This is a genomic window from Rhodococcus sp. NPDC003382, assembly GCF_053589135.1.
In genome coordinates this window covers 92,694-107,829 of the sequence record NZ_JBSFRH010000001.1, presented here as the reverse complement: position 1 = coordinate 107,829, position 15,136 = coordinate 92,694, and the positions used below count along the sequence as shown (strand labels likewise).

Here is a 15,136-nt window from a genome sequence, read left to right as displayed (position 1 = left end):
CCCGGCGTTCGCGGATCACGCGCCACGGCCGACTCACTCCGGCTTGGTGCGACGGCCGAGCAACCGGCCGATCGCCTCGGGCACCGACAGTCCCTCGTAGCAAACCTGGTGCACCGCGTCGGTCAGCGGCATCTCGACGTCGTAGTTGGCCGCGAGCGCGCGCACCGACGTGCACGACTTGACGCCCTCGGCGACCTGACCGTGCGTGGCCTCCTGGGCACTCTCGAGCGACCCCCCCTGGCCGAGACGTTCACCGAACGACCGGTTCCGCGACAGCGGCGAGGTGCACGTGGCGACGAGATCCCCGACGCCCGCGAGACCGGCGAGCGTCGCCGGCTTGGCGCCCACTGCCGTGCCGAGTCGGGTGACCTCGGCGAGGCCGCGGGTGATGATCGTCGCAATCGTGTTGTCGCCCAGACCCACACCGACGGCCATCCCGCACGCCAGCGCAATGACGTTCTTGCAGGCCCCGCCGACCTCGCAGCCGATCACGTCGGAGTTCGTGTATGGACGGAAATACCCTGTGGCACAGGACTTCTGGATCTGCATGGCGCGTCCCGAATCGGTGCAGGCGATCACGGTCGCGGCGGGCTGGCCCTCGGCGATCTCGCGGGCGAGATTCGGCCCGGACAGCACCGCGATGCGGCTCTCCTCGGCGCCGGTCACCTGAGCGATCACCTGACTCATCCGCAGCAGCGTGCCCTGCTCGATCCCCTTGGCGAGACTGACGAGCGTGACGTTCGGGCCGATGTCGTCCCGCCAGTGCTCCAGGTTCTCGCGCAACGACTGCGACGGCACCGCGAGGACCACGAAATCCGCACCCGCGAGGGCGAGCCGGTGATCCGATGTCGCGTGCAGCGATTCGGGCAGTGTGACACCCGGCAGGTATCCGGGGTTCTCGTGCCGCGTCTCGATCGACTCGGCGACCTCCGCACGGCGCGACCAGATCGTCACATCGGTTCCGGCCTCGGCCAGCACCTTCGCGAACGCCGTCCCCCACGAGCCCGCCCCCAACACCGTCGCCTTGCTCACGCAGTCCCCTTTGCTCGTATCACCACCACCGGCCGATCGCCGACCGCTCGTCGTCACAGTATTGCCCAGGCGATCGTCGCGAGCTGCGCGAACACCCGCGCCCGGGAACGCACGACCGGACACCGGACCGCGCCGGTTTCCCCCGGCTGGCAGAATCGGCAGCCATGACCGCCCCGCACGTGCTGATCCCCGTCAAGGCCCTCGGCCTGGCGAAGACGCGGCTGGCGCGGGTCTACACCCCCGGCGAGCGCGCCGACCTGGCGCTGGCGATGTTCGAGGACACCCTGGACGCGGCGCTGCACCTCGAGGACGTCACGGTCACCGTCGTCACCGGCGATCCGGACGTCGCCCGGGCAGCGCGAGCGCGCGGCGCCCACGTCCTGGCGGATCCTCCCGACAGCGGAACGGAACCGCTCAATGCGGCACTGTCGTATGCCGCGGGGCAGGTCCGGACGTCGGCACCGGAGGCGACGCTCGTCGCGCTGCAGGCCGATCTCCCGGCCGTGCACCCGAGCGAACTCGCCGAGGCGCTCGCGCACGCGCGGCGGGTCGGCCGGGCGGTGGTCGTGGACCACACCGGGGCCGGCACCTCTGCGCTCGTCCACTGTTTCCCCGATCGGCCGTTCGAGCCGCGGTTCGGATCGGATTCCGCCGCCCGCCACATCGCATCCGGCGCCCGCGCGCTCGAGGGCGATTGGCCCGGACTGCGGCTCGATGTCGACACCGGAGCCGATCTCGAGGCGGCCGTGGCGCTGGGTGTCGGCCCCGTGACCACCACGACGCTCGACCGGATCGGGCTTCCGCTCGGCTCCCTGCGTTAACCGGTTCCTGCCACAATGAATCCGTGAACAACGGTGACAGCACAGATCGACGGCCCGACCCCGAATCTCCCGAGCGCTCCGTGTCGAACAGCGTCGCGACCGCGACGACCTCGCGGATCGGTTCCGCCCCGGCAGCGCCGCCCGCTGCCGCTGCGCTGCCGGCGCTCGCCGACGGCCTTCCCGAAGGCCGGTATCTCAACCGCGAACTGAGCTGGCTCGATTTCAATGCGCGAGTTCTCGCCCTCGCCGAGGACACGTCGCTGCCGCTGCTCGAGCGCGCCAAGTTCCTCGCGATCTTCGCGTCGAATCTCGACGAGTTCTACATGGTGCGTGTCGCAGGCCTGAAGCGTCGCGCGGAAACCGGCCTCGCGGTACGGTCCGCGGACGGACTGTCTCCGCGCGCCCAGCTCGCGCTGATCGCCTCGTCCACGCGCGAACTCGCCAACCGGCACTCCCGGGTGTTCCTCGACATGGTTCAGCCCGATCTCGCAAACGAAGGCATCTCGATCATCCGGTGGTCCGAGTTGTCGGACGACGAGAAGGTGCGTCTGACCGACTATTTCGCCGAGCAGGTGTTCCCGGTTCTGACCCCGCTCGCCGTCGATCCCGCGCACCCGTTCCCCTACATCAGCGGGCTGAGCCTCAATCTCGCCGTGACGGTGAAGGATCTGAAGTCCGCGGGTGAGCACTTCGCGCGCGTGAAGGTTCCGGACAATGTCGACCGGTTCGTCCGGGTCGACCGCCCCGGAATCTCCGACGGCATTCCCGCTTTCCTGCCGCTCGAGGAACTGATCGCCGCGCACCTGCACGTGTTGTTCCCCGGTATGGAGATCGTCGAGCACCACGCGTTCCGCGTCACCCGCAACGCCGATTTCGAGGTCGAGGAGGACCGCGACGAGGATCTGCTGCAGGCCCTCGAACGCGAACTGGCACGACGCCGTTTCGGTTCGCCGGTGCGGCTCGAGGTCTCCGACGACATGACCGAGCACATGCTCGACCTGCTGTTGCGCGAACTCGATGTCGACCCTGCCGACGTCGTGCAATTGCCGGGTCTGCTCGATCTGTCGAGCCTGTGGCAGGTCTACTCCGTCGACCGGCCGGACCTGAAGGATGCACCCTTCGTCCCGGCGACGCACCCGGCGTTCGGTGAGCGCGAGACGCCCAAGAGCGTGTTCTCCACGCTCCGGGAAGGCGATGTACTCGTGCACCATCCGTACGATTCGTTCTCCACCAGTGTGCAGCGTTTCATCGAGCAGGCGGCCGCGGACAGCCAGGTTCTCGCCATCAAGCAGACCCTCTACCGCACCTCCGGCGACTCCCCCATCGTCAATGCGCTCATCGCGGCCGCCGAGGCCGGCAAGCAGGTGGTGGCGCTCGTCGAGATCAAGGCGCGGTTCGACGAGCAGGCGAACATCAAGTGGGCACGCAAGCTCGAACAGGCCGGGGTGCACGTGGTGTACGGCCTCGTCGGTCTCAAGACGCACTGCAAGACGTGTCTGGTGGTGCGGCGCGAAGGTTCGGCGATCCGCCGCTACTGCCACATCGGAACGGGCAACTACAATCCGAAGACCGCACGCCTGTACGAGGACGTGGGTCTGCTGACCTCCGATCCCGAGATCGGCTCGGACCTCACCGATCTGTTCAACACACTCACGGGATACTCCCGGAAGGCGAAGTACCGCAATCTGCTGGTCGCTCCGCACGGGGTGCGGGCAGGCATCATCGAACGCATCGACCGCGAGATCGAGCTCGCCGCCAGGGCGAGCGCAGCGACGGGAGATGCAGCCGGAAACGCCACGGGAATCCGCTTGAAGGCGAATGCTCTGGTCGACGAGCAGGTCATCGACGCGCTGTATCGGGCGTCCCGCGCCGGGGTTCCGGTCGAGATCGTGGTGCGCGGCATCTGCGCGCTCAAACCGGGCGTCCCGGGTCTGAGCGAGAACATCACCGTGCGGTCCATTCTGGGTCGTTTCCTCGAGCATTCGCGGGTGCTGCACTTCCGCGGAGCCGACGAATTCTGGATCGGCAGCGCGGACATGATGCACCGCAATCTCGATCGCCGCGTCGAAGTGATGGTGCAGGTGAAGGATTCGCGGCTGACCAAGCAGCTGGGTTCGATCTTCGATTCCGCCCTGGACCCTGCGACCCGATGCTGGACCCTGGAAAGCGACGGCACCTGGTCGGCATCGCCGGCCCCGGGCACTGCCGCTCGTGACCACCAGGTCGAGCTCATGCGTAGCCGGGCGTGAGTGTCGGAAGGACTTCTGTGACTTCCCCCCGGAAACCGGTGAATTCCGACAAGCCCGTGAAGGCGAACATCTTCGCCGCGGGTGCCGTGCTCTGGCGACCGAACCCGGCCGATCCGGGACGGGTCGAGGTCGCGCTCGTCCACCGTCCCCGCTACGACGACTGGAGCTTCCCGAAGGGCAAGCTCGATCCCGGTGAGACGGCGGTCGTCGCGGCGGTCCGCGAGATCGAGGAGGAGACCGGATTCCGGGCGCAGCTCGGCCGGCATCTCGGCAAGATCACGTATCCCGTTCCGGGACACCGCAAACTCAAACGGGTCGACTATTGGGCGGCGCGTGCGGTCGGCGGCGAGTTCGTCCCGAACCACGAGGTCGACGAGTTGCGCTGGGAGGACCCGGACACCGCGTTCGATCAGCTTTCGTACCCGATGGATCGCACGGTGCTGCGCCGATTCCGGGCCCTGCCGGCGGATACGAAGACCGTTCTGATCGTGCGGCACGCCAAGGCCGGCAGCCGCAAACAGCATCGCGGTGACGACCGGCTGCGGCCGCTCGATTCGACGGGCAAGGCCCAGGCCGAGGCTCTTGTCGCACAGCTGCGCGCATTCGGGGCGGACAGCATCACGGCCGCAGACCGTGTCCGCTGTATCCAGACAGTGGAGCCCCTCGCCGAACAGCTGGGCGTCGACATCGCGATCGAACCGTCGCTCAACGAGGAAGACTACGCAGCCGATCCGCAGCTGGGCCGCAAACGCACCCTGGAGATCGCCCGGCGCGGCGGTTCACCGGTGATCTGCAGTCAGGGCAAGGTGATTCCGGACCTCGTCCGGTGGTGGGCGGAACGGGACGATGTCACCGTGCCCGCGACCCGTAACCGCAAGGGCAGCACGTGGGTGCTGTCGCTGCACGAGGACCGGGTCGTCGCGGTCGACCACATCGAGAGCGCTCTGCCCGCCCTGCCCCGATAGAAGTCTCGGGAATGCATTTCGGCGGTCACCGGAACGGATCCGGTGACCGCCGAAACGGTTGTGCTCAGCGATGCGGCCCTATCGGGCCGCCCGCAGATCGGTTCTCGGCTGTGCCGATTACTTCTTGGCTGCGCCCCGGCGGGCCGGAGCCTTCTTCGCAGCGGTGGTCTTCTTGGCCGCCGTGGTCTTCTTGGCCGCGGTGGTCTTCTTGGCCGCCGTGGTCTTGGCCGGAGCCTTCTTGGCCGCGGTGGTCTTCTTGGCCGCCGTGGTCTTGGCCGGAGCCTTCTTCGCCGCGGTGGTCTTCTTCGCCGCCGCGGTGGTCTTCTTGGCCGCCGTGGTCTTGGCCGGAGCCTTCTTCGCCGCGGTGGTCTTCTTCGCCGCTGCCGCCGTGGTCTTCTTGGCGGCGGTGGTCTTCTTGGCCGCTGCCGCCGTGGTCTTCTTGGCGGCGGTGGTCTTCTTCGCGGCGGTCTTCTTCGCGGCAGCCTTCTTCACCGGAGCAGCCACACCGCGCTTGACGGCGGGACCGGACGCGGGAAGCTTCTGGGTACCGGCGATGACTGCCTTGAACTGCGCGCCCGGCCGGAACGCCGGCACGGACGTCGGCTTGACCTTGACGGTCTCACCGGTGCGCGGGTTACGAGCGACACGAGCGGCGCGGCGACGCTGCTCGAAGACACCGAAACCGGTGATGGTGACGCTGTTCCCGGCATGCACGGCGCGCACGATCGCATCGACGATGTGCTCGACGGCTGCCGTTGCCGTACGCCTGTCCGAACCGAGCTTCTCGGTCAGAACGTCGATCAGCTCTGCCTTGTTCATTGATTTCCTCCGCACATTACGGTCCACCGTCAGACCGACTTGTAGTCCACGGTAGACCCGCAAACGGGCAAGAGTCTATGTGCCACGCCAATTCTCATGCAACTAGAACGGCGGGCCCGGCCGAAGATCACATCGGCCGGGCCCGCCGGGGCAGTGCTGCAAGGACCCTCGATCAGGGGGTCGGGAGGGTCGTCGGTTTCCAAGACGGCCTTGCGTTTTCGTACTCGGAAATCGCGTCTACCTGCCGCAATGTCAGTCCGATGTCGTCCAGACCTTCGAGCAGACGCCACCGCGTGTAGTCGTCAATAGCGAACTGCACCACAGTGGTTCCGGCCGTCACGGTCCGCTTCTCGAGATCGACTTCGAGCTCGAGGCCGGGCTGCTGTTCGATGAGCTTCCACAGCAGTTCGACGTCGGCCTGCTCGACCTGAGCGGCGAGCAGGCCCGCCTTTCCGGCGTTGCCGCGGAAGATGTCGGCGAAGCGCGACGAGATCACGACGCGGAATCCGTAATCGGACAAAGCCCACACGGCGTGCTCGCGCGACGACCCGGTGCCGAAGTCGGGGCCCGCCACGAGAACCGAGCCGCGGTCGAACGGCGGGGTGTTGAGCACGAACGACGGATCGGTGCGCCAGCCGGCGAACAGGCCGTCCTCGAATCCGCTACGGGTGACGCGCTTCAGGTACACCGCCGGGATGATCTGGTCGGTGTCGACGTTCGAGCGGCGCAGCGGAACACCGATGCCCTTGTGAGTAGTAAAGGCTTCCATCGAGAATTCTCCTTCGGTCCCTTGACCTAGTCCAGATCCGCCGGGGCGGAGAGCTTGCCGCGCACCGCGGTCGCCGCCGCGACCGCCGGCGACACGAGGTGGGTGCGGCCGCCCTTGCCCTGGCGTCCTTCGAAGTTGCGGTTCGACGTCGACGCCGAACGTTCGCCCGGCGCGAGCTGATCCGGGTTCATACCCAGGCACATCGAGCACCCGGCCTGACGCCATTCGGCGCCCGCCGCAGTGAAGATCTCGCCGAGGCCCTCGGCCTCGGCCTGGGCGCGCACCCGCATCGAACCGGGCACGACGAGCATCCGCACCCGGTCGGCGACCTTGCGTCCCTTGAGAACATCGGCGACGGCGCGCAGGTCCTCGATGCGGCCGTTGGTGCACGAACCGACGAAGACGGTGTCGACAGCGATCTCACGCAGCGGCATGCCGGGTTCGAGATCCATGTAGCGCAGCGCCTTCTCGGCGGCCAGGCGCTCGGTCTCGTCGGCGATCTCCTCGGGCACCGGCACGTTCGCACCGAGCGGGGCACCCTGGCCCGGGTTGGTCCCCCACGTGACGAACGGGGTCAGCGACGCACCGTCGATGTGGACCTCGGCGTCGAAAACGGCGTCCTCGTCGGTACGCAACGCATCCCACGCGGCGACCGCCGCGTCCCAGTCCGTGCCCTGCGGGGCGTGCGGACGGCCCTTCAGGTACTCGTAGGTGACCTCGTCGGGCGCGATCATTCCGGCGCGGGCGCCCGCCTCGATCGACATGTTGCAGATCGTCATCCGCGCTTCCATGGACAGCTTGCGGATCGCCTCGCCGCGGTATTCGAGGACATAGCCCTGACCGCCGCCGGTGCCGATCTTCGCGATGACGGCGAGGATCAGGTCCTTGCCCGTGACGCCCTCGGGCAGTTCGCCGTCGACGGTGATCGCCATCGTCTTGAACGGGCGCAGCGACAGCGTCTGCGTCGCCATCACGTGCTCGACCTCGCTCGTGCCGATACCCATTGCCAGGGCACCGAATGCGCCGTGGGTGGAGGTGTGGCTGTCGCCACACACCACCGTCATGCCCGGCTGGGTCAGACCGAGCTGCGGGCCGACGACGTGCACGATGCCCTGATCGATGTCGCCCATCGGGTACAGCCGGACGCCGAATTCCTCACAGTTGCGGCGCAGCGTCTCGACCTGGGTGCGCGAGACCGGATCGGCGATGGGCTTGTCGATGTCGACGGTCGGGACGTTGTGGTCCTCGGTCGCGATCGTGAGATCGGGACGCCGCAGCCGGCGTCCGGCGAGCCGCAGGCCGTCGAACGCCTGAGGACTCGTGACCTCGTGCACGAGATGCAGGTCGATGTAGATCAGATCCGGCTGCCGCGCCGAGCCCTCTCCCTCACCGCGCACGACAACGTGCTGATCCCACACCTTCTCCGCCAGAGTTTTTCCAGCCATCTTCTCCACCTGTCGTACGTGACGAACGCGGTTGCCGGTTCTCGGGGCTGTGCCCGGGCCGCGTATGGTGCCGTCCCCGCCCGTCGGTACATGGGTTATGCTTCCCAGTATGCGAGACGGAGGTATCGACCTATGAGACAGCATAGCGGCATCGGAGTGTTGGACAAAGCGATGTCCGTGCTGCACGCGGTGGCCGAGCAGCCGTGCAACCTCAACGAACTGTGCTCCCGCACGGGCCTGCCGCGCGCGACCGCGCACCGGCTGGCCGTCGGCCTCGAGATCCACCGGTTGCTCACCCGGGACAGCGACGGCCAGTGGCGTCCCGGACCGGGCCTGGCCGAACTGTCCGCCGGCGCCGGCGATCCGCTCGTGGAGGCCGCCTCCCTCATCCTGCCCCGGTTGCGCGAGATCACCGGCGAGAGCGTGCAGCTGTACCGGAGGGAGGGCACCCAGCGCGTGTGCGTCGCCGCCCTCGAGCCCCCGACGGGCCTGCGCGACACCGTCCTCGTCGGCGCTCGGCTGCCGATGACCGCCGGGTCGGGCGCGAAAGTTCTGCTCGCATGGGCGGATGCCGCCACCCAGCGGGCGATCCTGCCGGACGCGGCGTTCGGTGAACGCGTCCTCGCGGAGGTCCGTCGCCGCGGGTGGGCGCAGAGCGCCGCCGAACGCGAACCGGGCGTCGCCTCGGTGGCTGCACCCGTGCGCGACGCGGCCGGGACGGTCGTCGCGGCGGTCTCCGTGTCCGGCCCCATCGACCGCATGGGCCGCAAGCCCGGCGCCCGCTGGGCGTCCGATCTCCTCGCCGCCGCGGAAGCACTCCACAAGCGGCTCTGAAGGATTCCCCCGGATCTGTGATCGCTGAGACGACAGCCGCACCGGTGGTGACAGCCGGGCATGACGCATGACACAGTGCTGTCCCATGGGCATCAAACAACGCGCACAGATCACCATGACGGACGACGAAGTCCAGGACTTCCTCGACCGCAGCCGTGTCGCCAACATGGCGACGCTCGGGCCGTCGGGCACACCGCATCTCATCGCGATGTGGTACGCGCTGATCGACGGTGAGATCTGGTTCGAAACCAAGGCCAAGTCCCAGAAGACGGTGAACCTGCGGCGCGACAACCGCATCACCGTGCTCGTCGAGGCCGGCGACACCTACGACCAGTTGCGGGGCGTGTCGATCGAAGGCCACGCCGAGATCACCGACGACCACGACACCCTCTTCGCGGTGTGCCGCAACGTCTGGGAGCGCTACACCGGTCCGTACACCGACGAGATGCTCCCCGCCGTCGAGCGGATGATGCACAAGCGCGTCGCGGTGCGTGTGGTGCCGGACCGTGTCCGCTCGTGGGATCACCGCAAGCTCGGCATGCCGGCGATGCCCATCGGTGGCACGACGGCCCGGTACCTGTAGGCACTCGAAAATCGGGCGACAGGGCTCCCGCGCCGCGATAGATTCGTTCGCATCCAGACCGGCCGACCGGAGGGAGATGTCATGAGCGACACGTCCAAGGACCGGATCAAGGAGCAATTCCGGGCGGCGCTCGAGCGCAAGAACAGCCGCACGGGCCGGGGCACCGCCCATCTCGACGCGGATTCGAAGGCGCACGGTCCGCATGCAACCGCCGATCATCACCGCGAATTCCGGCGCAAGAGCGGATAGCCGGTACCGACAACGAGGAAGGCCCTCCGAGCAATGCTCGGAGGGCCTTCGCTGTACCCCCGATGGGATTCGAACCCACGCTACCGCCGTGAGAGGGCGGCGTCCTAGGCCGCTAGACGACGGGGGCCTGGACCATCTTCATTTCTTCAGAGAAGAACACCCATCGATCCGGAGATCGATGGGCAGTTCATGGTACCCCCGATGGGATTCGAACCCACGCTACCGCCGTGAGAGGGCGGCGTCCTAGGCCGCTAGACGACGGGGGCCTGAGAACTTCTTCTCTGGTTGCTTCCCGGAGGAAGCTCAGCCAGCTTAGCTGGCCGAGACGCTGTGGGCAAACCACCGCATCTCAGCTGGGGTACCAGGACTCGAACCTAGAATGGCTGAACCAGAATCAGCTGTGTTGCCAATTACACCATACCCCATTGGTTTGTTCCTTCGGCCTGCCCTGCGGGCGTCTGTGGCCTCCGTTCCGAACCGAGAGAAAGATTAGCACCAACCCCACCACGAACTACAAATCGCCTGGTCAAGAGCATGAATTGCCCCTCGAAGCCGTGTGGAACGATCCCCCGCAGACGACTCGGCCCGCCACCTTCCGGGTGGAGGGTGGCGGGCCGAGCCGGTACCGGCGAGATGGTCAGGCGATGCCCGCGCGGGCGGAGCTCAGGCGCGCCAGGGTCACGTCCCGGCCGAGCAGTTCCATCGACTCGTACAGCGGCGGGCTGATGTGCGATCCGGAGACGGCGACACGCACCGGAGCGAACGCCTTGCGCGGCTTGAGGCCCAGCTCCTCGATGAGAGCGGCCTTGAGCGCCTCCTCGAGGTTGGCGGTCGTCCACTCCCCCACACCGTCGAGCGCGGTGATGGTCGCGTCGAGTACGGGCGCGGCGTCGGCACCGAGATTCTTGGCGGCGGACGCCTCGTCCACCGTGAACTCCGACTCCGGGACGAACAGGAACTTCAGCAGGTCCCAGGCGTCGGACAACACGACGATGCGGGTCTGGACGAGTTCGGCGGCCGCGGAGAACCGCGCGTCGTCGACGTCGGCCGTGATGTAGCCGTGCTCGATCAGGAAGGCCTTCAACCGCGCCGCGAAGTCCGCGGGCTCGAGCAGGCGGATGTGCTCGGCGTTGATCGCGTCGGCCTTCTTCTGGTCGAAGCGAGCGGGGTTCGAGTTGACCTTCGAGATGTCGAACGCGGCGACCATCTCGTCGAGCGAGAACACGTCGCGGTCCTCGGCCAGGCCCCAGCCGAGCAGCGCGAGGTAGTTCAGCAGACCCTCGGGGATGAACCCGCGGTCGCGGTGCAGGAACAGGTTCGACTCGGGGTCACGCTTGGACAGCTTCTTGTTGCCCTGTCCCATCACGAACGGCAGATGCCCGAACTCCGGCGTGAAATCGGCCACACCGATCCGCTGCAGCGCCTCGTACAGGGCGAGCTGCCGCGGCGTCGACGAGAGCAGGTCCTCGCCGCGCAGCACGTGGGTGATGCGCATCAGCGCGTCGTCGACGGGGTTGACGAGCGTGTACAGCGGGATGCCGTTGCCGCGGGTCAGCGCGAAGTCCGGGACCACACCCGCCTTGAACGTGGTTTCACCGCGCACGAGGTCGTTCCACGTGAGGTCGTGATCCGGCATGCGCAACCGCACCACCGGCTTGCGTCCCTCGTCGAGGTAGGCCTGCCGCTGCTCGGGCCTCAGGTCGCGATCGAAGTTGTCGTAGCCGAGCTTGGGGTCGCGGCCGGCAGCCTTGTGCCGCTCCTCGACCTCCTCGGGAGTCGAGAACGACTCGTAGGCCTCACCGGCCTCGACGAGCTTGGCGACGATGTCGAGGTGCAGATCCCGTCGCTGGGACTGCCGGTACGGCTCGTACGGCCCGCCGACCTCCGGTCCCTCGTCCCACTGCAGGCCGAGCCAGCGCAGGGCGTCGAGGATCGCCTGGTACGACTCCTCGGTGTCGCGGGCTGCGTCGGTGTCTTCGATGCGGAACACGAAGGTGCCGCCGTGGTGGCGCGCGAACGCCCAGTTGAACAGGGCGGTGCGCACCAGACCCACGTGCGGGGTTCCGGTCGGGGACGGGCAGAATCGAACGCGTACTTCGCTGCTGGTCATGGCTCACTCTGGTAGAGGGATGAAAAGTCCCTACCAGGCTAGTCCTCCCCGCCGCGGCGGCAGAAGCGAAGTGCGGTTGTCACGCGCCCTTCGCGACGACCGGATTGGTGAGGGTGCCGATCTTCTCGATCGTCACCGACACGGTGTTGCCCGGCTCGATGGGGCCGACACCCTCGGGGGTTCCGGTGAGGATGACGTCACCCGGGAGCAGCGTCATCACGGCGGAAACCCACTCGATGAGCTTCGGAATGTCGTGGATCAGCAACGAGGTTCGGCTGCGCTGACGCTCCTGCCCGTCGACCTCGGCGGAGATCTCGAGGTCGGAGGCGTCGAGGTTCGTCTCGATCCACGGACCGAGCGGGCAGAACGTGTCGTGCCCCTTGGCGCGGGCCCACTGGCCGTCCTGCTTCTGATGGTCGCGGGCGGACACGTCGTTGGCGATGGTGTATCCGAGCACGACGTCGAGCGCCTTCGCGGCGGGCACGTCCTTGCACGGCCGTCCGATGACGACGGCGAGTTCCGCCTCGTGGTGCACGAGCGAGGTGTTGCGCGGGATGACGATCGGAGCGCCGGGGCCGATGATCGAGGTGTTCGGCTTGAGGAAGATCACCGGCTCCTCGGGCACCTCGTTGCCGAATTCCGCGGCATGCGCGGCATAGTTGCGCCCGACGGCGACGACCTTGCTCGCGAGGATCGGCGCGAGCAGGCGGACGTCGGCGAGCGGCCAGCTACGGCCGGTGAACGTGGGCGTCCCGAAAGGGTGCTCGGCAATCTCTTTCGCGATCGCGGAATCGGATTCGCCTTCGATGCTGACGAAGGCGACACCGTCGGGGCTGGCAATTCGACCAAGGCGCATGACGCGCAGTCTATCGGTGCGCCCACGCTCACCCGGCGCCCCCGTCGATCCGGGTGTACCGTTTGTTCATTGTTTCATACTTCGAGATATGTTCCCAGATAGTGAGACATGATGGAAGTTGTCGCCGACATCGGCCGGAAACGGTGGCTGATCCTGGCCCTGGGAGTGCTGGCACAGACCGTGCAGGCCACCGTCGTCAACGGCACGGCCTTCCTCATCCCCACCCTCCACACCGAGCACGGCCTGGACCTCGCGCAGGCCGGAACCCTGGCCGGCGCACCGATTCTCGGAGGGGTACTCACACTCGTCGCATGGGGGGCGATCGCCGATCGCTTCGGTGAGCGGAACGCCCTCGCCGCGGGTCTCGGCATCGCCTCCGCGGCGACGGCTGCCGCCGCGACGACCACAGCCCCTGGCGCACTGGCGGTTCTGCTCGCGGCCGCGGGAGCGGGCGCGGCCAGCGCCAACGCCGCCAGCGGGCGCGTCGTCGTCGGCTGGTTCCCGCAGGCACAGCGGGGTCTGGCGATGGGCATCCGGCAGATGTCCGTTCCGCTCGGAATCGCGTTGGCCGCCATGATGATGCCCCCACTCGCCCGCGATCACGGAATCGGTTGGGCGCTGGCATTTCCCGCGATCATGTGCGGCGTGGGAGCGATCGCGTGCGCGGTCGGAATCATCGACCCGCCGCGGCCGGATCGGGACACCGCAGCCGACAACGGCTTGCTGGACAATCCATATCGCGGCTCGCGGACACTGGCGCGCATCCACGGCACGTCGATCCTGCTGGTGGTCCCCCAGCAGATGGTGTGGACCTTTGCACTCGTGTGGCTGGTCACCGACCTGGACTGGACCGAGACGAGCGCCGGACTGGTTATCACCGCATCCCAATTCCTCGGCGCGATCGGTCGTGTGATCGTGGGCGTGTGGTCGGACCGGACCGGCAGCCGGATGGGACCGCTGCGGATCGTTTCGATCTCCGTCGTCGTATCGATGGCGGCGCTGGCCGCCACCGCCTGGTTCGCCTCCCCCACCGCGGTCGTGATGCTGCTGGTGGCGTCGGTGACGACCGTTGCACCGAACGGACTGGCGTTCACCGCGGTCGCCGAGCTGGGCGGGCCGTTCTGGGGTGGTCGTGCACTGGGCATCCAGAACACCGGGCAGTTCGTCACCGGCGCGGCTGTCGGTCCCGCCTTCGGAGCGTTGATCGGCGCCGTGGGATTCCCGATCGCCTTCGCGATCGCAGCGATCGCACCGCTCGCGGCCGTGCCCCTCGTCCCACGGGACGAATAGCCGCCGTTCCCACGGAACGAACAAGGGTCCCTCCGCCGGCCGCCCGCCGGAGGGACCCTTTCTCGGAGCACTGCCGGAAAACGCTGTCTCAGAGCGCTGCCGCGATCCGATCGCCGACCTCGCCGGTCACGATGGGGCCGGTGCCGCGTGCGGCGAGATCCGCCTCGACGGCCGCTTCGATGCGGGCCGCGTCGTCCTCACGACCGAGGTGACGCAGCAGCAGGGCCGCCGACAGGATCGCCGCGGTCGGGTCTGCGATTCCCTTGCCGGCGATGTCCGGGGCGCTGCCGTGCACCGGCTCGAACATCGACGGGTTGGTGCCGGAGGCGTCGATGTTGCCGCTGGCGGCCAGGCCGATGCCACCGGTGACCGCACCGGCCAGGTCGGTGATGATGTCGCCGAACAGGTTGTCGGTGACGATGACGTCGAACCGGCCGGGATCGGTGACCATGTAGATCGTCGCGGCGTCGATGTGGCAATACGCCGTCTCGACCTCCGGGTACTCGGCGCCGACCGTCTCGACCGCGCGGGTCCAGATGGCCCCGGCGTTGGAGAGCACGTTCGTCTTGTGGATGAGCGTCAGGTGCTTGCGGCGGCTCTGCGCCAGCTCGAACGCGTAGCGCACGACGCGCTCGGCGCCGAACCACGTGTTGATCGACACCTCGGTGGCGATCTCGTGCGGGGTGCCGACGCGGATGGCGCCACCGTTGCCGGTGTACGGGCCTTCGGTGCCTTCGCGAACCACGACGAAATCCATCTCCGGGTTACCGGCGAGCGGCGACGCCGTTCCCGGGTACAGCCGCGACGGACGCAGGTTCACGTGGTGGTCGAGAGCGAACCGCATGTTCAGCAGCAGTCCACGCTCCAGGATGCCGGGGGTGACCGACGGGTCGCCGATCGCGCCGAGCAGGATCGCGTCGTGTTCGCGGATGGCGGCGAGGTCCGCCTCCGGCAGGAGTTCACCGGTGGCGTTGTACCGGCGAGCACCGAGGTCGTATTCGGTGGTCTCGAGGTCGGGCACGAGCTTCCGCAGCACCTTCAGTGCTTCGGCCGTGACCTCGATACCGATGCCGTCACCGGGGATGACCGCAAGCTTCATGGGCTCTACTCACTT

General features: G+C 67.8%; 14 protein-coding genes and 3 tRNA genes. 7 read left to right on the top strand and 10 right to left on the bottom strand.

What is annotated here, in order from left to right; all coding sequences use genetic code 11:
• Positions 1-33: 33 nt before the first annotated feature.
• Positions 34-1,032 carry an NAD(P)H-dependent glycerol-3-phosphate dehydrogenase gene (locus ACWDUD_RS00510; protein ID WP_197252213.1) on the bottom strand — a complete coding sequence of 333 codons (999 nt, stop codon included), beginning with the start codon at positions 1,030-1,032 and terminating at the stop codon, positions 34-36.
• A 164-nt stretch (positions 1,033-1,196) separates the two neighbouring features.
• On the opposite strand from ACWDUD_RS00510, the gene cofC reads away from it, so the two are divergent.
• The 3 genes from cofC to ACWDUD_RS00495 all read left to right on the top strand — a co-directional run bounded on the left by cofC (position 1,197) and on the right by ACWDUD_RS00495 (position 5,067).
• Positions 1,197-1,853, top strand: coding sequence for a 2-phospho-L-lactate guanylyltransferase (gene cofC, locus ACWDUD_RS00505; RefSeq protein WP_450108029.1), 657 nt, complete (start codon positions 1,197-1,199; stop codon positions 1,851-1,853).
• An 80-nt stretch (positions 1,854-1,933) separates the two neighbouring features.
• Positions 1,934-4,102, top strand: a complete 2,169-nt coding sequence (locus ACWDUD_RS00500; RefSeq protein WP_450108143.1) for an RNA degradosome polyphosphate kinase — start codon at positions 1,934-1,936, stop codon at positions 4,100-4,102.
• A gap of 38 nt (positions 4,103-4,140) precedes the next feature.
• Entirely contained in the window at positions 4,141-5,067 is a 927-nt protein-coding gene (locus ACWDUD_RS00495; protein WP_450108028.1) for an NUDIX hydrolase, read from the top strand.
• Positions 5,068-5,184: 117 nt separating this feature from the next.
• Here ACWDUD_RS00495 and ACWDUD_RS00490 read toward each other — a convergent pair whose 3' ends face one another.
• The 3 genes from ACWDUD_RS00490 to leuC all read right to left on the bottom strand — a co-directional run bounded on the left by ACWDUD_RS00490 (position 5,185) and on the right by leuC (position 8,100).
• Positions 5,185-5,886, bottom strand: coding sequence for an HU family DNA-binding protein (locus ACWDUD_RS00490; protein WP_248673330.1), 702 nt, complete (start codon positions 5,884-5,886; stop codon positions 5,185-5,187).
• 172 nt (positions 5,887-6,058) lie between these two features.
• Positions 6,059-6,655 (bottom strand): 3-isopropylmalate dehydratase small subunit, encoded by a 597-nt coding sequence (gene leuD / locus ACWDUD_RS00485; RefSeq protein WP_248673331.1) that lies wholly within the window; start codon positions 6,653-6,655, stop codon positions 6,059-6,061.
• A 26-nt stretch (positions 6,656-6,681) separates the two neighbouring features.
• Entirely contained in the window at positions 6,682-8,100 is a 1,419-nt protein-coding gene (gene leuC / locus ACWDUD_RS00480; protein WP_197257337.1) for a 3-isopropylmalate dehydratase large subunit, read from the bottom strand.
• 132 nt (positions 8,101-8,232) lie between these two features.
• On the opposite strand from leuC, the gene ACWDUD_RS00475 reads away from it, so the two are divergent.
• From ACWDUD_RS00475 to ACWDUD_RS00465, 3 genes are all read left to right on the top strand, one after another.
• A complete protein-coding gene (locus tag ACWDUD_RS00475) occupies positions 8,233-8,934 on the top strand; it encodes an IclR family transcriptional regulator (RefSeq protein WP_420751584.1) in 702 nt (233 codons plus the stop codon).
• 85 nt (positions 8,935-9,019) lie between these two features.
• The gene (locus ACWDUD_RS00470) at positions 9,020-9,517 is read left to right on the top strand and encodes a pyridoxamine 5'-phosphate oxidase family protein (RefSeq protein ID WP_450108027.1); all 498 of its coding nucleotides are present in this window, start codon (positions 9,020-9,022) and stop codon (positions 9,515-9,517) included.
• Between the two features lie 81 nt (positions 9,518-9,598).
• The gene (locus tag ACWDUD_RS00465; RefSeq protein WP_450108026.1) at positions 9,599-9,766 is read left to right on the top strand and encodes a DUF5302 domain-containing protein; all 168 of its coding nucleotides are present in this window, start codon (positions 9,599-9,601) and stop codon (positions 9,764-9,766) included.
• Positions 9,767-9,820: 54 nt separating this feature from the next.
• Here the strand turns inward: ACWDUD_RS00465 and ACWDUD_RS00460 are convergent.
• The 5 genes from ACWDUD_RS00460 to ACWDUD_RS00440 all read right to left on the bottom strand — a co-directional run bounded on the left by ACWDUD_RS00460 (position 9,821) and on the right by ACWDUD_RS00440 (position 12,732).
• A tRNA-Glu gene (locus ACWDUD_RS00460) sits at positions 9,821-9,893 on the bottom strand.
• Between the two features lie 63 nt (positions 9,894-9,956).
• Positions 9,957-10,032 (bottom strand) — tRNA-Glu (locus ACWDUD_RS00455).
• An 87-nt stretch (positions 10,033-10,119) separates the two neighbouring features.
• Positions 10,120-10,191 (bottom strand) — tRNA-Gln (locus ACWDUD_RS00450).
• Between the two features lie 212 nt (positions 10,192-10,403).
• A complete protein-coding gene (gene gltX, locus ACWDUD_RS00445; RefSeq protein ID WP_450108025.1) occupies positions 10,404-11,876 on the bottom strand; it encodes a glutamate--tRNA ligase in 1,473 nt (490 codons plus the stop codon).
• Between the two features lie 79 nt (positions 11,877-11,955).
• Positions 11,956-12,732, bottom strand: coding sequence for a fumarylacetoacetate hydrolase family protein (locus tag ACWDUD_RS00440; RefSeq protein WP_450108024.1), 777 nt, complete (start codon positions 12,730-12,732; stop codon positions 11,956-11,958).
• Positions 12,733-12,840: 108 nt separating this feature from the next.
• Here ACWDUD_RS00440 and ACWDUD_RS00435 point away from each other — a divergent pair, with 108 nt between their 5' ends.
• Positions 12,841-14,022, top strand: a complete 1,182-nt coding sequence (locus tag ACWDUD_RS00435) for an MFS transporter (protein WP_450108023.1) — start codon at positions 12,841-12,843, stop codon at positions 14,020-14,022.
• An 88-nt stretch (positions 14,023-14,110) separates the two neighbouring features.
• On the opposite strand, the gene ACWDUD_RS00430 is transcribed toward ACWDUD_RS00435, so the two are convergent.
• Positions 14,111-15,121 carry a 3-isopropylmalate dehydrogenase gene (locus tag ACWDUD_RS00430; RefSeq protein ID WP_197257344.1) on the bottom strand — a complete coding sequence of 337 codons (1,011 nt, stop codon included), beginning with the start codon at positions 15,119-15,121 and terminating at the stop codon, positions 14,111-14,113.
• Between the last annotated feature and the right edge of the window lie 15 nt (positions 15,122-15,136).